We start from the raw sequence: 19,566 nt of genomic DNA, 5'->3' as shown, positions 1-19,566 counted from the left end.
CTCAACGGCCGGACGTAATGCTCAGGCCTTTGAGCAGGCTCAGGGCCTGGGCCAACTGGTAATCGTCATCCTGCGGCATGGCCTTGGCCTTGGTGCCGGATTTGGTCGGTTTGTCGGCGCCGCCGTTACCGTTGCTCAAGTGGCCTTGCAGATCGGCTTCCTTGAAGTAATCGCCATCCGCCTCATTGGTGATCTTCGCCTTGCGCACTTCGATGTCCGGGACGATGCCCTGAGCCTGGATCGAGCGGCCGTTCGGCGTGTAGTACAGGGCGGTGGTGATCTTCAGCGCGCGATCGTTGTTCAGCGGCAGCACGGTCTGTACCGAACCTTTGCCGAAACTGGTGGTGCCCATGATCACGGCGCGTTTCTGATCCTGCAGGGCGCCGGCGACGATTTCCGAGGCCGAGGCGCTGCCACCGTTGATCAAAACGACCATCGGCACCGCTTCGCTTTCGTCCTTGCCAGTGGCGGAGAAGCGCAGTTCGGAGTTGGCGATCCGGCCTTTGGTGTAGACGATCAGGCCTTTGGTGATGAAGTGGTCGACCACTTCCACCGCCGCCTGCAGCACGCCACCGGGGTTGTTACGCAGGTCAAGAACGATGCCGCTGAGCTTCTTGCCATTGTCCTTGCGCATCTTGATCAGGGCCTTGGAAACCTCTTCGCCGGTCTTGACCTGGAATTGGGTGATGCGAATGTAGCCGTAGCCCGATTCCAGCAACTGTGCCTTGACGCTCTTCACTTGAATCACCGCGCGCGCCAGGGTCACATCGAACGGTGTCCCGCCGTCGCGCACCAGGGTCAGGGTGATTTTCTGGCCGATCTTGCCGCGCATCTTGTCCACGGCTTCGGTCATGGTCTGGCCGCGAGTCGGCTGGCCGTTGATCTTGACGATGAAGTCACCGGCCTTGATACCGGCCTTCGAGGCGGGCGTGTCGTCGATAGGCGAGACGACTTTGATGAAACCGTCTTCGGAACCGACTTCGATACCCAGACCGCCGAACTCGCCGCTGGTGCTTTCCTGCAATTCCGTAAAGTCTTCAGGACCCAGATAGGCGGAGTGCGGATCAAGATTGCTGAGCATGCCCTTGATGGCGTTTTCCAGCAGCGTCTTGTCGTCCACCGGCTCGACATAAGCAGCTTTGATCCGGTCCATGACCTCGGCAAAGGTGCGCAACTCTTCCAGCGGCAGCGGTGCCTTGGAGGTCGCGGCAGTGCCTGCCGGAGCGACGACCGGGGCCGGCTGAGCGGCGAACGCCAGAGGCGCGCCGATCACCAGGGCGATCGTCAGGGCCAGCGAGGTAAGACGGGACAAATGCAGCATGTCGAACGAACTCCTAAAGTTGGTGACTCAACGCCTATCCTTGCGCGCGGCACCATTGCGCCGGATCACTCGGGTGACCCTGCTGACGAATTGCGAAATACAGTGCGGGTGTGTCCTGGCCGCCACTGTTACCCACAGTGGAGATGGACTCACCGGCTTTTACCACGTCGCCGGCCGACTTGAGCAGCGTCTGGTTGTGACCGTAAAGACTCAGATACCCGTTGCCATGATCGAGGATCACCAGCAGCCCGGCACCGCGCAACCAGTCGGCGAACACCACGCGCCCGCCATGTACGGCATGCACCTGGCTGCCGGCGGAGGCGCTGATCATCACGCCGTCCCATTTGGTGCGGGCATCATCGCCACGGCTTTCACCGAAGCGCGCCAGTAGTCGACCATCAACCGGCCAAGGAAGTTTTCCCCGGGTTGCAGCAAAAGGGCCACCGAAGGTCTCGCCGCGGCTGGACACCAAAGGGCCGGAGGTTGATCTGGCGGGTTTGCGTGGGGCATCGCTGTTTTCAGCTTGCGCCTCACGCAAACGCTTTTTTTCCGCTTCCTGCTGGGCGATCAGCGCTTTTTGTCGCGCCTCTTCTGCCTCACGGGCCTGGCGGGCCAAGGTTTCTTCAATGGTTTTAAGGACTTTAGACAGGTCTGCCTGATCTTGCTCGCGAGCGGCGAGTTTCTGATCGCGTGCTTTCACGTCGTCGTTGAGTTTGGCGAGGACTTGCTGGCGCTCCTTGCGGACTTTTTCCAGCGCTTCGCGCTGGGTGTCCAGGCTGCTTTTCTGTACCAGCAACTGCGCTTGTTGCATGGCGATGTCTTTTTCGACACTGGCCAGTTGGCGCAGGGTTTCGTTGAAGTTCTTCAACTGCTCCAGGCGGGCCTGGCTCAGATAATCGTAATAGGTGAGGGTACGGGCGAATTTCTCGGGATTCTGCTGGTTGAGCAGCAGTTTGAGGTATTCCTGGCGACCGTTCTGGTAGGCCGCTCGGGCCTGGATCGCGATCAGTCGCTGCTGTTCAGTGCGCGCGCTCTGGAGTTTTTTTTTCTCCTCATCGAGCCGCTGCAGCTCGGATTCGCTCTTGCGCAGTTCCTTTTGCAGGGCATCGACCTGCTTCTGCAGCTTGCCCATCTCGGTTTCGGTGCCCTTGAGCTCTTTCTGAACGCCGGATTTTTCTTCCTGGAGCTTGCCCAGCAGCTTTTTCAGCTCGGCAATGTCCTGGCGCGTGGCGTCCAGTTGCTGTTGGGTTTGCGCGCGCTCGTCAGCGAAGGCCGTTTGGAGCAGGCATGTCAGAGCAAGGGCGATCAGGACGCGAAGCATAGGGGCGGGCGGTACCAGGGTAAGGGACGGCCTAGTATGCCCGCCCGACGCTGCAAAAAAAACGCCCAATTGGGGCTGTGTGATAACTGGAGCCGATTCGCTATTGAAAATAGCGCAAAACCAATGTGGGAGCGGGCTTGCCCGCGAATACGGTGTGTCGGCAACGTTGATGTTGACTGACACTGCGCATTCGCGAGCATGCCCGCTCCCACAGGGGTTTGCGGTGTTTTGTTGTTGAGGGTCAGACCAGAATCGAAGTACCGGTCATTTCAGCCGGTTTTTCCAGGCCCAGCAGTTTCAGCATGGTCGGCGCTACGTCCGCCAGCACGCCGCCTTCACGGACCTTGAGGTCGCGCTTGCCGACATAAATGAACGGCACCGGCTCGGTGGTGTGCGCGGTGTGTGCCTGGTGGGTTTCTTCGTCGGACATTTTTTCGCAGTTGCCGTGGTCGGCAGTGATCAATGCTTCGCCGCCGACCTTTTCCAGCGCTTCGACGATGCGCCCGACGCAGGTGTCCAGGCATTCAACTGCCTTCACCGCCGCGTCGAACACGCCACTGTGGCCGACCATGTCGCCGTTGGCGTAGTTGACCACGATCACGTCGTAACGCTGGTTTTCGATGGCGTCGACGATGCGATCGGTCACCTCAGGCGCGCTCATTTCCGGCTGCAGGTCGTACGTGGCGACTTTCGGCGACGGGATCAGGATGCGCTCTTCGCCGGGAAACGGTTCTTCGCGACCGCCGGAGAAGAAGAAGGTCACGTGCGCGTATTTTTCGGTTTCAGCGATGCGCAGTTGGGTTTTACCGTTTTTCGCCAGGTAGTCGCCCAGCACGTTTTCCAGGCTGCCGGGAGCAAAAGCAGACGGTGCCGGGATGCTCGCGGCATACTGGGTCAGCATCACGAAACCGGCCAGTTCGGGTTGGCGGGCGCGTTCGAATTCCTTGAAATCGTCTTCCACGAACACGCGGGTCAGCTCGCGGGCGCGGTCGGCACGGAAGTTCATGAATACCATCGCGTCGCCGTCTTCGACCTTCACCGGCTCGCCAATGGTGGTGGCTTTGACGAATTCGTCGCTCTCGCCGCGCGCATAAGCCGCTTCCAGGCCTTGTTGAGCGGTCGCGGCGTTGAATTCGCTGTGGCCGTCGACGATCAGGTTGTAGGCCTGGGATACACGATCCCAGCGGTTGTCACGGTCCATGGCGAAGTAGCGGCCGACGATGCTGGCGATGCGTCCCTTGCCGAGCGCTTTGAACGTCGCATCGAGCAGTTCGATCGACGAAGCGGCGCTTTTTGGCGGGGTGTCGCGGCCGTCGAGGAAGGCGTGCAGGTAGATTTTTTCGGCGCCGCGCTTGAAGGCCAGTTCGGCCATGGCGATCAGGTGATCCTGATGGCTGTGTACGCCGCCATCGGACAGCAGGCCCATGAAATGCACGGCTTTGCCGGCGGCCACGGCTTTATCCACAGCGGCGCAGAGGGTCGGGTTCTCGAAGAACTCGCCGTCGCGGATCGATTTGGTCACTCGGGTGAAGTCCTGATACACCACGCGACCGGCGCCGAGGTTCATGTGGCCGACTTCGGAGTTGCCCATCTGGCCGTCCGGCAGGCCGACGTCCATGCCGCTGCCCGAGATCAAACCGTTTGGCACGGTGGCCCACAGGTGATCGAGTACAGGCTTTTTCGCCGCATAAACGGCATTGGATTCGTGGCTGTCACTGTGACCGAAGCCGTCGAGAATCATCAGAACCAAAGGTTTAGGCGTGGTAGTCATGGAATCCACTCGTGGCTAATAAAGAAGGGGGAGATGGAAAAGGGAGTAGGAGTTTAAAGCGAAGTTCCGACGGCGTCACCGCCGGACGGGGTTTGGCCCACCATAGTGGCTGTGTATACTGGCCGACATTTTAACGCCCTGGAACCTCCTTCGATGGTTGCTCACCTGATTGAATTTGCCACTAACCACTACATTCTTGTCGGTATCTTCGTCGTACTGCTGGCTCTGCTGCTGGTGCACACGATGCAGGGCGGCGGTAAAAGCCTGAGCACCGGCGAGCTGACCGCGCTGGTCAATAAAGATGCAGGCGTGGTGGTGGACATCCGTCCGGCGAAAGATTACGCCGCTGGCCATATCGTTGGCGCGATCAACATTCCCCAGGACAAGCTGGTTGCTCGTATCGGCGAGTTGGAAAAACACAAGGCCAAGACCATCATTCTGGTCGACGCCCAGGGCCAGACCGCTGGCACCCACGCCCGCGAGCTGCTGAAGTCCGGCTTCACCGCCGCCAAGCTGTCCGGCGGGATTTCCAGCTGGAAAGGCGACAACCTGCCGCTGGTGAAGTGATATGAGCGAAGTCATCGTCTACTCCAGCGATTACTGCCCTTACTGCTCGCGAGCCAAGTACCTGCTGGCGAACAAAGGCGTGGCCTTCAAAGAGATCAAGGTCGATGGCAAGCCGCAGGTGCGCGCCGAAATGACCCAGAAAGCCGGACGCACGTCCGTGCCGCAGATCTGGATCGGCAGCAAGCACATCGGCGGTTGTGACGATTTGTATGCCTTGGAGCGCGCGGGCAAGCTCGACGCGCTGCTTAAGGCCTGAACGGCTGCACCCACGTACAGCACTCCCTAAAGACCCAAGATCAGAAAGGATCTGAGATGACTGACCAACAGAACACTGCAGCCAGCGAAGAAGAAACCGCACCGCAATTCTCCTTGCAGCGCATCTACGTACGCGACTTGTCCTTCGAAGCCCCGAAAAGCCCGGCGATCTTCCGCCAGCAGTGGGATCCGAGCGTCGGTCTGGATCTGAACACTCGCCAGAAAGAGCTGGAAGGCGATTTCTTTGAAGTCGTGCTGACCCTGTCCGTGACCGTGAAAAACGGCGACGAAGTGGCCTTCATCGCTGAAGTGCAACAGGCCGGTATCTTCCTGATCAAGAACCTCGACCCATCGTCGATGAGCCACACCCTGGGTGCGTTCTGCCCGAACATCCTGTTCCCGTACGCCCGTGAAACCCTGGACAGCCTGGTGACCCGTGGTTCGTTCCCGGCACTGATGCTGGCTCCGGTGAACTTCGATGCCCTGTACGCGCAAGAGCTGCAGCGCATGCAGGAAAGCGGCGAGGCCCCGACCGTTCAGTAAACGGTTAAGCAACACCCTTGTGGGAGCGGGCTTGCTCGCGAAAGCGGTGTGTCAGGCGACATTGATGTCAGCTGATACGGCCCCTTCGCGAGCAAGCCCGCTCCCACATTTGTTTTGCGGTGTTATTTGAAACCGTTCTGGCGCCAGGCTTCGTACACGGCCACTGCCACGGTGTTGGACAGGTTCAGGCTGCGGCAGCCTTCGCGCATAGGCAGGCGCAGGCGTTGTTCGGTGGGCAGGGCGTCGAGTACCTCTGGCGGCAGGCCACGGCTTTCCGGGCCGAAGATGAACGCATCGCCCGGGACGAACGCGGCATCATGGAATGGCCGCGAACCCTTGGTGGTGAACGCGAACAAGCGTGGATTGCCCAGGCTCTCCAGGCAACTGGCAAGGTCGGCGTGACGTTGCAGCGTGGCATATTCGTGGTAGTCGAGACCGGCCCGGCGCAAGCGCTTGTCGTCCATCTCGAAGCCCAGCGGTTCGATCAAATGCAGGTGGCAGCCGCTGTTGGCGCACAGCCTGATAACGTTGCCGGTATTCGGCGGAATTTCTGGTTGAAAAAGGATGACGTGAAACATGCACGGCTCCGAAGGTAAAGATGACGCGCATTCTACGCCGCAAGCGGACCCGCGTTCGAAACTATTCCCGCGGGTGATCGGTTCGCTGGCGATTGTCGGTTTGATGATCGGTTTGATGATCGGTCGCCTGACCACGCCGGATCCGAGCGTGCTGCAGCAGGTTGACGTCACCGACGATGGCCTGGTGGTGTGGTTCAACAACGAGCCCAAGTTGCACGGCGAGATCGTCGATGGTGCGGTGGCGTTGTTGTTTCAGGCCGAAGGCCGCGCGCAGAAAGGTCAGCTCAAGCTCAATGGCAAAGATGTGAATTGGCGTACGCGAGCAAGTGACGGTGGGCTGCTGCTGACAGTACTGGCGGCGCGGCCGCTGCAAGCAGAATGGGCCGGCAGCAAGTTCGATGACCGCTGGCGGCTGGAGATTCGACTGCACGCGAACTGAGCCGAGGCTTACCGTCCTGCTGGTTCACTCCCACGCTGATTGATGCCGTTTCCTACCACACAAGTCTGCCTTTCCGCTCTTCTTCATCGCTAGTGCGCGCTATCGTGCGCTTCTCTTTCAAACCGGCAGGATGCCGGAACCTTCGTCCCTTGAGCGAATGCCAAGGGCGAGTTCTTCAAGGATGAAAAACATGCCAGTAAAACCACCTCGCGGTGGCAGTACCCACGTGGATGTTCCAGGTAGCTCGAGCCGATCGGTTCAGGCGGACACTTTGCTCCCCGGCCCATCGGGCCGCCGAGGCGCCAATTCGGGTATTTCTCTCGATAATCCTCATCCGCGAGCCGGCTCTTCCGGGGATGCAAGCGTTGATGCCATCCGCCCGGCGCCGGCCGTCGTTGTACACATGGCTCCCGATGACATCCGTCCTCCGGCAGCCGCGCCGCTGCTGGAGAATTACGTGATCAACGCAGGCGTAATGCTTCCGGGTGCCGACAGTAGAGGCATCAGGGTTTTTAACAAGCAAACTTACGTCGATCTGTCAGAGGGCGGCACTGTTCTTGTCGCAATGGATCTGGTCGAGGCAACGGTTCGTGCCCGGTTATCCCGTGAACGGTATGCCTCGGGACCGGAGTTGGTGCGCGACAATGACAGCGGCCTCTGGCATGCGCGCGAGGTGGTTGACTCGACCCTTCGAGCGCAAGTCAAACAATACCTTGCGCAACTGTCTGATCGACAGGCGGATGACTTTGTATCCCGGTTTGGTGACAAGGAGACGGTAGAGGCGGAACTCAAGCGTATTCAATCGGGTTTGCCGCAACTGGAGCGTGAATTAAGCGTCTGGACGGATGCGCTCAAGGATTCTCCCGGCGCTGAGCGCGCTAGTCGACTGTTAATGAGTAGCAAGCTGATTCAACTGTATAAGTGGCAAGGCGACTCTCTCGACCCTTGGGGGCGAGTCTATCGCGGTGGGCGAATGGTGGGCTTCAAGGCGTATATCGATCTGAGTGCATGGCCAATGCAAATGACTCCAGTTTTTTCCACACCGATCAATTCCGTTGTTTCTCTTACTCTGAGAGGTCCTTCGCCGCTGCTCGTGAAGGATTTCTTTGCAGCGTTTCCCAACGTTGAAGTGCTGCGTGCGTCAGGCCAGATGAATGGACTACCTGACGGCGTCGGGATGCTCAAGGCATTGCGAGTCGCTGATCTGAGTGACCCATGGGGCCACATAGCGCCAGCCGATATCGAACAGTTGAAAAAGTTGCCACGCTTGCAGGAGCTGAACCTGGAAGGTCAAACCGTCGGGTACGGTTTTTCGGTGCGCGGTATGGCGCAACTGCGCGTGTTGAAACTAGGTAACACAGGGCTTTTAGACCTGCCCGGCGGACTGAGTGAACTGGCCGTGCGGTCACGGTTAGAGGTACTGGACCTTCAACGAAATCCCTATATACGCAATGCCCCTGACGTTACCGGGATGTCCGAGCTGCGGATATTGGATTTGACGCACACCGGAATCAACCAGTTGCCTGTCGGGCTCGGCGCCGAGAATGGCCCCAAAGGGTTGCAAGTGCTGAAACTTGGCGAGAACGCGCTGCTTGAAACGCCTTCGCTGGAAGGAATGAGCAAGTTGCAGGAGCTCGATCTTTCCAACACCGATATCGACACGTTTCCGGAAGGCATTACGTCTGAAATTCCCCGTACAGTTTTGAATCTCGCGAATAATCGAATCAGATCGATTCCCGAGTCCGTGGAGCTTAGAGCAGGCTTCAATTTAACCGGTAATCCTGTCTCCGACCCGGCGTCCCTGAGGCGATTGATATTCGCCCGTCGGCAAACGGGCACCGATATCTGGTTGGGAGTAGAGAGCGTCGATACGTCGGCGGATCTCTGGCTGCGGCATGTACCGCAAGCGCAAGTGCCAGAGAAGCTGGCGCTTTGGGACAGGTTGAATACCATTTCTGAAAGCAACCTGTTCAAACGGATTCGAAATCTGAGCCGTACGCCTGAATTCTTCGTCGAGCGTCAGCTGTTACAGCGCCGGGTCTGGGCGTTCCTTGAACAATTCGAAAAGGCAGGCGCTGTCGAAAAGTCGCGCTTGAGAAGCATCGCAAAGGAGGAGGTCAGTCCCGGACAGATGCTGGACAGGCTGGAAAAGGAGTTAAAGGCGTTTGATCCTGGGCGGCAGAACCACCCCTTGCATCATTTACCCAAGCGTCCGAGGGTCAATTGACCCCGAAACCGGGCCAGCGGTGTAAAAGCGGGAATCCCTGACCTGCCTGTATCAGGGTTCCCAAAAAGGTGGACTTCGCTGTTGGCGTCGGTCCGCTGTAAAGAGGGAACCCCCGGCCTGCCTGTACCAAGGATCCCAAAAGGGTAGGCGCATCCGTTGTGGTATGAGCCCGGTGTAAAGAGGGGAATCCCCGGCCTGCCTGTACCAAGGTCCCCGAAACGGGTGGTGAATCGAATCACCTGTAAGCGATATTGCAGGGGGCGTGCCAGTTTTCAGTATTCGGAAACAGAAAATGTCCCAAGAAGCATGAAAGCCCCGTAATTCGGGGCTTTCATGCTTCTGCAGCTTGGGGTTTTCAGTTTTTTCTGGGTGTTTTTTGAACAGGTTGCGATGCCCGATCACGGGTCCAAGTGCATTAGGTTGGTGCATGGAGGGCTAAATGTGGGAGCAAGCCCACTCCCACATTGGGTCGTGGCTGATCAGCCTTCGTCTCCCTCATCATCATCCCCACCATCGACCTTCATCCCCAGTTCCTTGATCTTGCGCGTCAGGGTATTACGCCCCCAACCCAGCAACACCGCGGCATCACGACGACGCCCGGCGGTATGTTTCAACGCCGTCTCGATCATGATCCGCTCAAATGCCGGCACCGCGCTGTCGAGCAGGTTCGACTGGCCACGCGCCAACGCCTGATCGGCCCACTGACGCAGGGCTTGCTCCCAGTTGGTCACCGGCGCCGAATCCTGTGGCAAGTTCAGCAGTTCCGGTGGCAGGTCGCTGATGTGCACCTCGCGCCCGGACGCCATGACAGTGATCCAGCGGCAGGTGTTTTCCAGCTGACGCACGTTGCCGCCCCACGGCAGGTTTTTCAGGTATTGCTCGGTCTCGCTTTTCAGCAGTTTCGGCTCGACCGCCAACTCCTGTGCCGCGCGGCTGAGGAAGTGCTTGGCCAGGGTCGGGATGTCTTCGCGACGGTCCGACAGACGCGGGATGTGGATGCGGATCACGTTAAGGCGGTGGAACAAGTCCTCACGGAATTTTCCGGCGTGGACCAGGGTTTCCAGGTTCTGGTGGGTCGCGGCGATGATGCGTACGTCGACTTTGACTGGCACATGCCCGCCAACGCGATAGAACTCGCCGTCGGCCAAAACGCGCAGCAGGCGCGTCTGGGTGTCGGCCGGCATGTCGCCGATTTCATCAAGGAACAGCGTGCCGCCGTCGGCCTGTTCGAAACGACCGCGACGAAGGTTGGCCGCGCCGGTGAACGCACCCTTCTCGTGACCGAACAGTTCGGACTCCATCAGATCCTTGGGAATCGCCGCCATGTTCAGCGCGATAAACGGCGAGGCCGCGCGCGGGCTGTGACGGTGCAGGGCGTGGGCCACCAGTTCTTTACCGGTGCCGGATTCGCCGTTGATCAGCACGGTGATGTTGGAGTGGCTCAAGCGGCCGATGGCGCGAAACACTTCCTGCATCGCCGGCGCTTCGCCGATGATTTCCGGGGTGCGGGTCAGCGAAGGAACGACTTCAAGGCCTTGTTGTTCCTGCGCATGCTGATTGGCGCGTTTGACCAGCGATACGGCTTCATCGACGTCGAACGGCTTTGGCAAGTATTCGAACGCGCCGCCCTGATAGGAGGCAACGGCACTGTCCAGATCGGAGTGAGCGGTCATGATGATGACCGGCAACCGTGGGTGCTGCTCGCGAATCCGCGCCAGCAGATCAAGGCCGCTGGCACCCGGCATGCGGATGTCGGAAATGATCACGTCCGGCTGCTGACGGGCCAGACGACTCATCACGCCGTCGGCGCTGTCGAAACTCTGGGTGGTCATGCCTTCTTGCTGCAGGGCCTTTTCCAGAACCCAACGGATAGAACGGTCGTCATCGACGATCCACACGGTTTCACTACGGCTCATGTCGATGTGGCTCCTTGTTCCAGTGGCAGAAAGATCGAGAACGTGGTGTGGCCTGGATGGCTTTCACACTCGATCAGGCCCTGGTGCTGGCTGATGATGTTCTGGGTAATGGCCAGGCCCAGCCCGGTACCGTCCGGGCGGCCGCTGACCATGGGAAAGAAAATGGTTTCCTGGAGTTCCGCCGCAATGCCCGGGCCGTTATCGATGATCTCGATCTTGGTCACCAGGCGATGGCGGATATGGCCGATGGTGAACTGGCGCATGGCACGGGTGCGCAGGCTGATGCGGCCCAGGCGCAACTCGTTCTGGCTGCTGATCGCCTGCATCGCGTTGCGGACGATGTTCAGCACCGCCTGAATCATTTGTTCGCGGTCGATCAACACGTCCGGAATGCTTGGGTCATAGTCGCGCACCAACGTGATGCAGCCCTGGCTTTCGGCTTCAACCAGATGCCCGACGCGCTCCAGGACTTCGTGGACGTTACACATGGCCAGCGACGGCAGCTTGTTGGAGCCGAGCATGCGGTCGACCAGATTGCGCAGGCGATCGGCCTCTTCAATGATCACATTGGTGTAATCGCGCAGACTGTCTTCCGGCAGCTCGCGGGCCAGCAATTGCGCTGCGCCACGGATGCCGCCCAGAGGGTTCTTGATCTCGTGGGCGAGGCCGCGCACCAGCATCTTGCTGGTTTCCTGCTTGGAAATTTGCGCCTCTTCCTTGGTGATCCGCAGCAAGCGATCACGCGGGTGGACTTCCAGCAGCAGCAGGGTTGCGCCGTTACTGAGGATGGGCGTCACCGCATAATCCACGGTCAAGGTCTGACCGGTGAGGGCGGTGAGCATCGCTTCGCGTTTGGTGAACGGGTGCGCTTGTTCGACCGCCTGGCGCAACGAATTGAGCGCCTCGGTGGATTCGGTGAACAGCTCGCTGATGAACTGGCCATGGCTGCGCTGCCCGCTGATGGCCAGCAGCATCTCCGCGGCCGGGTTCATGTACTCAAGGCGCAATTGGGCATTGAGCAGAATGGTGGCGGTGGTCAGGTTGTCGAGCAGCAAGCGTGGGATTGCGTCGCTAATAGTCATCAAGGCCTCTTTTGGGGGCGGAGCGTGCGCAAGAAACAAGCGTGTTTGGATGGAAAATGCAAAAACCAAACCAAGGCTCCGAAAAGAAGCGTTCAGCCCCTGAAACGGGCGTTTGACGCTCGTTTGCGTGGCGCTTTGCCAGCTCTTGCGGGTACTTTCGAACCAAAATGGGTTGGAATGTGGGAAGTGTGCAGTTTTTTGCACCAATATAGTGCGCAAAGCACAATGGCGTTAGAAGAAACGCAGGAAGGGGTTTTTCGGCTCTTCAGGTTTGTCTTTCAGCGGACATTCCGGGCGCACACCGTAATCGTCTTTTGTGCAGGGTTTGACCTGGCGTTTCTGTGCCAGCGAAATGCGCAGCATGTGGAAAGGCTGGTTGGCGGTGCGCTCGACGGTGCGGCCCGCGGCATCCAGGATTTCCACCGACAGGTTGTGGCTGCCCCGGTCGATGTTGCGTAGCGGAAAAACCGGGCTGACGCCGGGCTCGCCGGCGGCCTGACCATCCAGCAACAGGCGATATCGATCGCCGGCTTGCAGGCCTGGCTCGTTGGTGACACTGACGATCAATTCGCCGGCGCTGCTGCGGATGGTTGCGTCAGGCTCGGGCACCAGAATACGCAGCATGTCGTAATGAAATGGCGGTTGCTCCGGGGGCTTTTTCGCGGGGGTGATCGGTGCTGCGCCGGTCGGATTGGCGGGCATGCGATTGCTGGTCGCCAATGGAACCTTCCTGGCGTTCCCGCGTGGCTGGTCGGTGTAGACGCGATTGCCTTGGCCATCGACGTAGATGAACACCTCCGCCGTGGCTTGCAGTGCCGTCAGTGCCAACACAACGATCAGCCATGCGCGGATCATGGCGTGTGCACCCGCTGCACGGTGAAGGTCACTGGAGGGCTCTGCTGAATGATCGTCTGACCATCGATCACCTGCACCGCGAGTCGATGCTCGCCACGATTGATGTTCACCAGTTGCAGGATGGGTACGTTGCTGGGCTGGCCGTAAGGCTCGTCGTCCAGGACCAGCCTGAATTGGTGCGGCGGCTGCAGGCGCGGCTTGATCAACACATTGACGGTGAAGGTGCCGTTGTTGGCGCGCAGGGCTTCTTCGGTGGGCAGGCCGGCGAGTTCGAGAATGTCATAGGCATTGCGCGACGGCTTCGGGTTGTCGGTAGTGGGCGCGGCGGGTGCGCTCGGTGACGGAGGCTCGACTGTGTTGAGCGGCGGCAGGTCAACCGGCTGTGCCTTGACGCCGTCCGGCGAGTGGTCGCTGTACACCGTGTTGCCGTTGGCATCGGTGTACTTGTAGATCTGCGCGGCCGCGGGAACGGCGATCAGCAGCAGGATGGAGAGAAAGAAGCGACCCATGAAATCGACCGGGAATGAACGCGATGGGTTGCAGCATAGGCCAGGTGCGGCGGTAGGCCCAACCCTGGACATATCCAGAGATTATTTGCCCGCCAAAAATCCCTTGTGGGAGTGGGCTTGCTCGCGAGCGCGGTCGGTCACTGAAGGATATGGTGACTGACAAGACGCCTTCGCGAGCAAGCCCGCTCCAGGGTGGTACGTCGCCAATGAAATCACGGGCAATAAAAAAGGCCTTCCGAAGAAGGCCTCTTTTTGTCACGCCGCGTAGCGCGGCGCTACCGGATCAGCAGCTGTAGTACAGCTCATATTCCAGTGGGTGTACGAAGGTACGGACTTTGATTTCTTCTTCGGATTTCAGCGCGATGTAAGCATCGATGAAGTCGTCGGAGAACACGCCGCCCTTGGTCAGGAACGCGCGGCCCTTGTCCAGCTCTTCCAGGGCTTCTTTCAGGCTACCGCAAACTTGTGGGATCTCTTTCGCCTCTTCAGGCGGCAGGTCGTACAGGTTTTTGTCAGCGGCATCGCCTGGGTGGATCTTGTTCTGGATACCGTCCAGGCCGGCCATCAGCAGTGCTGCGAAAGCCAGGTACGGGTTGGCAGCCGGATCCGGGAAACGTGCTTCGATACGACGGCCGCGTGGGCTGTTGACGTAAGGGATACGGATCGAGGCGGAACGGTTGCGCGCCGAGTAGGCCAGCATGACCGGAGCTTCGAAGCCTGGCACCAGACGCTTGTAGGAGTTGGTCGCCGGGTTGGTGAAGCCGTTCAGCGCTTTGCCGTGCTTGATGATGCCGCCGATGAAGTACAGAGCGGTTTCGGACAGGCCGGCATAGCCTTCGCCAGCGAAGGTGTTCTTGCCATCTTTGGCGATGGACATGTGAACGTGCATACCCGAACCGTTATCGCCGTACAGTGGCTTCGGCATGAAGGTCGCGGTGCGGCCGTAAGCGTCGGCAACGTTGTGTACAACGTATTTCAGAGTCTGAACTTCGTCAGCTTTCTTCACCAGGGTGTTGAACTTGACACCGATTTCGTTCTGACCGGCAGTCGCCACTTCGTGGTGGTGAACTTCAACGGTTTGACCCATTTCTTCCAGTGCGTTGCACATGGCAGTACGGATTTCGTGGTCGTGGTCGAACGGCGGAACCGGGAAGTAACCACCTTTGATGCCTGGACGGTGGCCTTTGTTGCCGCCTTCGATGTCCTGGTCGGACATCCACGAGCCTTGTTCGGAGTAGATTTTGAACATCGAGCCGGAGATGTCGGACTTGAACTTCACTTCGTCGAAGATGAAGAATTCTGGCTCGGGACCTGCGAAGACGGTGTCACCGATACCGGTGGTCTTCAGGTATTCCTCGGCGCGGTGAGCGATGGCGCGCGGGTCACGATCGTAACCTTGCATGGTCGACGGTTCGATGATGTCGCAGACCAGGATCAGGGTCGCGTCTTCGGTGAACGGGTCGAGCACGGCCGTTTCGTCGTCCGGCAGCAGGATCATGTCGGAGGCTTCGATGCCTTTCCAGCCTGCGATGGAGGAACCGTCGAACATCTTGCCGACTTCGAAGAAGTCGTCTTCCAGCGCATCGCGAGCCGGCATGGTCACGTGGTGCTGAGTGCCTTTGGTGTCCGTGAAGCGCAGATCAATCCACTTGACGTCATGATCTTTGATGAGTTGAACCGACTTCGACATAGTGTCCTCCGGGTGGCTTAGGGCTAGTAATGGATGCCCTTAATATGGGTGATGCCGGCGCAGATACTCTGCCAAGGCAACCTGCCTCACAAGGGAGCAAATTGCATGCCAGTGCCCCAGCATGGGTTTTTTGCCCCAAATTTACGCTTTTAAAGGTTCAAAGCGCCTTAAAGATGAAAATGTCGCCCCTTAATGTAGCGCTTCAGGTGAAAAATGACCTGTTTTGGTGCAAGCAAAACCTTCTGCACATTAACTGGTTAAACCTTGAGCAATTTCCGCTATAATCCGCGCCCCCCTTTTTCGGCTGGCCCAGCGCGCGCTGTTTTCATGAAACTAATCGTAAAAGTCTTCCCCGAGATCACCATCAAAAGCCGACCTGTCCGGACGAAATTTATCCGCCAGTTGGCCAAGAACATCCGCACCGTGCTCCGTGACCTGGACCCGGCCGTGGTGGTGAACGGTGTGTGGGACAATCTCGAGCTGGAAACCCGCGTTACCGACCCCAAAGCCTTGAAAGAGATGGTTGAGCGCCTGACCTGCATGCCCGGCATCGCGCACTTTCTGCAGGTCGACGAGTACCCGCTGGGCGACTTCGACGACATCACCGAAAAGTGCAAGCAGCACTACGGCGATGCGCTGGCCGGGAAGGTTTTCTCGGTACGCTGCAAGCGCGCGGGCAAGCATGCATTCAGTTCGATGGACGTCGAAAAATACGTCGGCAGCAAGCTGCGTCGCGAGTGCGGCGCTGCCGGAATCGACCTCAAGGCACCGCAAATCGAAGTGCGGATGGAAGTTCGCGACAAACGGTTGTTTGTCATCCACAGCCAGCACAACGGCATCGGCGGTTATCCGCTGGGCGCACTTGAGCAGACCCTGGTTCTGATGTCCGGCGGCTTTGACTCGACCGTTGCGGCCTACCAGATCATGCGGCGCGGCCTGATGGCGCACTTCTGCTTCTTCAATCTCGGTGGTCGTGCCCACGAATTGGGCGTGATGGAAGTCGCGCATTTCATCTGGAAGAAGTACGGAAGCTCGCAACGCGTGCTATTTGTCAGTGTTCCGTTCGAAGAAGTGTTGGGAGAAATTCTCGGCAAAGTCGATAACAGTCATATGGGCGTCGTATTGAAGCGTATGATGTTGCGCGCATCCACGGCCATTGCCGACCGCCTGCACATCGACGCGCTGGTCACCGGTGAAGCGATCTCCCAGGTGTCGAGCCAGACGCTGCCGAACCTGTCGGTGATCGACTGCGTGACCGACAAACTGGTCCTGCGTCCGCTGATCGTCGCCCACAAGCAGGACATCATCGACACGGCCAACGAGATCGGCACTGCCGATTTCGCCCGGCACATGCCCGAATACTGCGGGGTCATTTCGGTCAATCCGAAGACCGCTGCCAAGCGTGGTCGCGTTGAGCACGAAGAGAAAGAATTCGACATGGCGGTGCTCGAGCGAGCGCTCGAAAACGCCAAACTGGTGCCGATCGATCGGGTGATCGACGAATTGGGCCAGGATTTGCAGATTGAAGAAGTCGGCGAAGCGCTGGCCGGTCAGATCGTTATCGACATCCGTCACCCGGATGCCGCCGAGGATGACCCGCTGCAGCTTGCCGGAATAGAAGTACAGACGATGCCGTTCTACGCAGTGAACGCTCGTTTCAAGGAGCTGGATCCGACTCGCCAGTACCTGCTGTATTGCGACAAAGGCGTGATGAGTCGCCTGCATGCTCACCATTTGCTCAGTGAGGGGCATGCCAATGTGCGCGTTTATCGACCGAGCTAAGTGCCCGGGGCTGTTTGCCTGTGGCCTGCGTCACCGGCCCCCCGACACCGCCGTCAAGCTGTAACGGCCATGCCGGACACTACTGTTAATCGCTGCCAAGACTTGTCAGCAAACCGAATCCTCTGATCGAGATACACAAGTGATCGAAAATCTACGCAACATCGCCATCATTGCTCACGTTGACCATGGTAAGACCACCCTGGTAGACAAACTCCTGCGTCAATCCGGCACTCTGGAGCGCAACGAGCTCAACGACGAGCGCGTGATGGACTCCAACGACCAGGAAAAAGAGCGCGGTATTACCATTCTGGCGAAAAACACCGCCATCAACTGGAACGGCTACCACATCAACATCGTGGACACCCCGGGCCACGCCGACTTCGGCGGCGAAGTTGAACGCGTAATGTCGATGGTTGACTCCGTTCTGCTGCTGGTTGACGCTCAAGACGGCCCTATGCCGCAAACCCGTTTCGTGACCAAGAAGGCTTTCGAAGCCGGCCTGCGTCCAATCGTGGTCATCAACAAGGTTGACCGTCCAGGCGCGCGTCCGGACTGGGTTCTGGACCAGATCTTCGACCTGTTCGACAACCTCGGTGCGACCGAAGAACAACTGGACTTCCAGGTTGTTTACGCCTCGGCCCTGAACGGCATCGCCGGTCTGGATCACACCGCCATGGCTGAAGACATGACCCCGCTGTACCAAGCGGTCGTCGACCACGTTCCGCCTCCGGCCGTTGACCGTGACGGTCCGTTCCAGATGCAGATCTCCGCTCTGGACTACAACAGCTTCCTGGGTGTTATCGGTGTTGGCCGTATCGCTCGTGGTCGCGTCAAGCCGAACACCCCGGTTGTCGCTATCGATGCCGACGGCAAAGAACGCAAAGGCCGTATCCTGAAGCTGATGGGTCACCACGGTCTGCACCGCATTGACGTTGAAGAAGCAGCGGCCGGCGACATCGTCTGCATCAGCGGCTTCGACGAGCTGTTCATCTCTGACACACTGTGCGACCCGCTGACTGTTGAAGCGATGAAGCCGCTGACCGTTGACGAGCCAACCGTTTCCATGACGTTCCAGGTAAACGACTCGCCATTCTGCGGTAAAGAAGGCAAGTTCGTGACCTCCCGTAACATCAAGGAGCGTCTGGACAAAGAGCTGCTGTACAACGTTGCACTGCGCGTTGAAGAAGGCGACACCGCTGACAAGTTCAAGGTTTCCGGTCGTGGTGAGCTGCACCTCTCGGTACTGATCGAAACCATGCGTCGCGAAGGCTTCGAAATGGCTCTGGGCCGTCCGGAAGTGATCATTCGTGAAGTGAACGGCGTGAAACAAGAACCGTTCGAAAACGTGACCATCGACATCCCTGAAGATTCGCAGGGCAAGGTCATGGAAGAGATGGGTCTGCGTAAAGGCGACCTGACCAACATGGTGCCGGATGGTAAAGGCCGTGTTCGTCTGGAATACAACATCCCTGCTCGCGGTCTGATCGGTTTCCGTAACCAGTTCCTGACCCTGACCAACGGTGCTGGCATCCTGACCTCGATCTTCGACCGCTACGACACCGTCAAGTCGGGCCACATGTCCGGCCGTCAGAACGGCGTTCTGGTGTCGGTTGAAACCGGTAAGGCACTGACCTACTCGCTGGAAACCCTGCAGGCTCGCGGCAAGCTGTTCGTAGAACACGGCCAGGAGATCTACAACGGTCAGATCGTTGGTCAGAACAGCCGTGACAACGACCTGGGTGTGAACCCAACCAAAGGCAAGAAGCTCGACAACATGCGTGCTTCGGGTAAAGACGAAACCATCGCTCTGGTCCCACCTGTTCGCTTCACTCTGGAACAGGCTCTGGAATACATCCAGGAAGACGAGCTGTGCGAAGTCACGCCTAAGTCCATCCGTCTTCGCAAGAAGATCCTGGACGAAAGCGAGCGTACCCGCGCTGCCAAGAAAGCCAAGGCGTAATTTAGCCCGCGCTTGAAAAAACGCCCCCGGTCGCGAGACCGGGGGCGTTTTTGTTTGTCTGGGGGGATTCGGTGTTTTTGTCGGCCTCTTCGCGAGCAAGCCCGCTCCCACAGGGAACCATGGCGTACACAAGATTTGTGTTCACCGAGAATCTACTGTGGGAGCGGGCTTGCTCGCGAAGGCGGCCGATCAGCCGCCGAAAATCTCAATAACGATCAAAACTTCTCGATCGCGCGGAAATTCTGCTCGCGCACCACTTCCTTCGGCTTGTACGCGCAATACCCCGGTCGCGGCCCAATCCTGGGGTGATTGCGGCAGGTGTCCGGGCGCTTGTCATAAATGGTGCACAGGCGCGACTTACGATCCAGGTAGTAGCAATCGTTGTTGCTCATGCGCTGCAGGGTGAAGATCCCAGACTTCTGATTGAAGCGCTCGACCAGTCCTTCCTTTTGCAGGCGCTTGGCGATGTTTTTCGGCGGATCGCCCAACTCGAACTCGTCGACCACGCCGATGCGCACCAGATCCTTGATCTTCACCTCGACCGGCAGCGTGCAGCAGCTGGAGACACAAGAGCCGCACATCGGGGCCGAGTATTTGGCCCACGTATCGAGACGATCGATCTCGGCGGCGGCAATCAGGTTGGGCTTCATCATCGGGAGTTACCAGGCGTGTGCATCAGGGCGCGCGATCATACCGGGACGGGTGAATTTTTGAACAACCTTTCGCCAGATTTTTTCTATAGGCCGCCAT

General features: G+C 58.7%; 17 protein-coding genes. 7 read left to right on the top strand and 10 right to left on the bottom strand.

The window, feature by feature from the left end; all coding sequences use genetic code 11:
• Position 1 precedes the first annotated feature (1 nt).
• From AACY11_RS12180 to gpmI, 3 genes are all read right to left on the bottom strand, one after another.
• Positions 2–1,321, bottom strand: a complete 1,320-nt coding sequence (locus AACY11_RS12180; RefSeq protein ID WP_339433532.1) for a S41 family peptidase — start codon at positions 1,319–1,321, stop codon at positions 2–4.
• A 34-nt stretch (positions 1,322–1,355) separates the two neighbouring features.
• Positions 1,356–2,642, bottom strand: a complete 1,287-nt coding sequence (locus tag AACY11_RS12175) for a murein hydrolase activator EnvC family protein (protein WP_339494859.1) — start codon at positions 2,640–2,642, stop codon at positions 1,356–1,358.
• A gap of 241 nt (positions 2,643–2,883) precedes the next feature.
• Complete coding sequence (gpmI, locus tag AACY11_RS12170) at positions 2,884–4,413, bottom strand: 2,3-bisphosphoglycerate-independent phosphoglycerate mutase (protein WP_339494858.1); 1,530 nt, start codon at positions 4,411–4,413, stop codon at positions 2,884–2,886.
• Positions 4,414–4,566: 153 nt separating this feature from the next.
• Here gpmI and AACY11_RS12165 point away from each other — a divergent pair, with 153 nt between their 5' ends.
• From AACY11_RS12165 to secB, 3 genes are read left to right on the top strand one after another with little or no spacing between them, the layout of a single operon-like run.
• Entirely contained in the window at positions 4,567–4,980 is a 414-nt protein-coding gene (locus AACY11_RS12165; RefSeq protein ID WP_339494856.1) for a rhodanese-like domain-containing protein, read from the top strand.
• A 1-nt stretch (position 4,981) separates the two neighbouring features.
• Positions 4,982–5,236 carry a glutaredoxin 3 gene (gene grxC / locus AACY11_RS12160; protein ID WP_221733140.1) on the top strand — a complete coding sequence of 85 codons (255 nt, stop codon included), beginning with the start codon at positions 4,982–4,984 and terminating at the stop codon, positions 5,234–5,236.
• Between the two features lie 56 nt (positions 5,237–5,292).
• Positions 5,293–5,778 (top strand): protein-export chaperone SecB, encoded by a 486-nt coding sequence (gene secB, locus AACY11_RS12155; RefSeq protein ID WP_339494854.1) that lies wholly within the window; start codon positions 5,293–5,295, stop codon positions 5,776–5,778.
• Positions 5,779–5,900: 122 nt separating this feature from the next.
• On the opposite strand, the gene AACY11_RS12150 is transcribed toward secB, so the two are convergent.
• A complete protein-coding gene (locus AACY11_RS12150; RefSeq protein ID WP_339433526.1) occupies positions 5,901–6,356 on the bottom strand; it encodes a tRNA (cytidine(34)-2'-O)-methyltransferase in 456 nt (151 codons plus the stop codon).
• Between AACY11_RS12150 and AACY11_RS12145 the strand changes: the two genes are divergently transcribed.
• Positions 6,355–6,795, top strand: a complete 441-nt coding sequence (locus tag AACY11_RS12145; protein WP_339433525.1) for a hypothetical protein — start codon at positions 6,355–6,357, stop codon at positions 6,793–6,795. The two genes, AACY11_RS12150 and AACY11_RS12145, sit on opposite strands and share 2 nt — an antisense overlap.
• Positions 6,796–7,198: 403 nt before the next feature.
• A complete protein-coding gene (locus AACY11_RS12140; RefSeq protein ID WP_339494852.1) occupies positions 7,199–9,022 on the top strand; it encodes a leucine-rich repeat domain-containing protein in 1,824 nt (607 codons plus the stop codon).
• Between the two features lie 479 nt (positions 9,023–9,501).
• On the opposite strand, the gene ntrC is transcribed toward AACY11_RS12140, so the two are convergent.
• From ntrC to glnA, 5 genes are all read right to left on the bottom strand, one after another.
• Positions 9,502–10,938, bottom strand: coding sequence for a nitrogen regulation protein NR(I) (gene ntrC, locus AACY11_RS12135; protein ID WP_339494850.1), 1,437 nt, complete (start codon positions 10,936–10,938; stop codon positions 9,502–9,504).
• On the bottom strand, positions 10,935–12,020 hold the full coding sequence (gene glnL, locus AACY11_RS12130; RefSeq protein ID WP_339432995.1) for a nitrogen regulation protein NR(II): 1,086 nt from the start codon (positions 12,018–12,020) through the stop codon (positions 10,935–10,937). The genes ntrC and glnL overlap by 4 nt, the downstream gene beginning before the upstream one ends.
• Before the next feature lie 231 nt (positions 12,021–12,251).
• Positions 12,252–12,875 carry a DUF4124 domain-containing protein gene (locus AACY11_RS12125; protein WP_339494848.1) on the bottom strand — a complete coding sequence of 208 codons (624 nt, stop codon included), beginning with the start codon at positions 12,873–12,875 and terminating at the stop codon, positions 12,252–12,254.
• Positions 12,872–13,384, bottom strand: coding sequence for a DUF4124 domain-containing protein (locus AACY11_RS12120; RefSeq protein ID WP_339432993.1), 513 nt, complete (start codon positions 13,382–13,384; stop codon positions 12,872–12,874). The genes AACY11_RS12125 and AACY11_RS12120 overlap by 4 nt, the downstream gene beginning before the upstream one ends.
• 283 nt (positions 13,385–13,667) lie before the next feature.
• Entirely contained in the window at positions 13,668–15,074 is a 1,407-nt protein-coding gene (glnA, locus tag AACY11_RS12115) for a glutamate--ammonia ligase (protein ID WP_016985745.1), read from the bottom strand.
• 327 nt (positions 15,075–15,401) lie between these two features.
• Between glnA and thiI the strand changes: the two genes are divergently transcribed.
• Together thiI and typA are read left to right on the top strand one after the other, a co-directional pair.
• Complete coding sequence (gene thiI, locus AACY11_RS12110; RefSeq protein WP_339494846.1) at positions 15,402–16,856, top strand: tRNA uracil 4-sulfurtransferase ThiI; 1,455 nt, start codon at positions 15,402–15,404, stop codon at positions 16,854–16,856.
• A gap of 139 nt (positions 16,857–16,995) precedes the next feature.
• Complete coding sequence (typA, locus tag AACY11_RS12105) at positions 16,996–18,816, top strand: translational GTPase TypA (RefSeq protein WP_339432991.1); 1,821 nt, start codon at positions 16,996–16,998, stop codon at positions 18,814–18,816.
• 215 nt (positions 18,817–19,031) lie between these two features.
• Here typA and AACY11_RS12100 read toward each other — a convergent pair whose 3' ends face one another.
• The gene (locus tag AACY11_RS12100; RefSeq protein ID WP_339432990.1) at positions 19,032–19,469 is read right to left on the bottom strand and encodes a YkgJ family cysteine cluster protein; all 438 of its coding nucleotides are present in this window, start codon (positions 19,467–19,469) and stop codon (positions 19,032–19,034) included.
• Positions 19,470–19,566 lie beyond the last annotated feature (97 nt).

Source organism: Pseudomonas sp. RA_105y_Pfl2_P56 (genome assembly GCF_963970845.1).
GTDB classification, from domain to species: Bacteria; Pseudomonadota; Gammaproteobacteria; order Pseudomonadales; family Pseudomonadaceae; genus Aquipseudomonas; species Aquipseudomonas baetica_A.
This window is presented reverse-complemented; position numbering and strand designations above follow the sequence as displayed.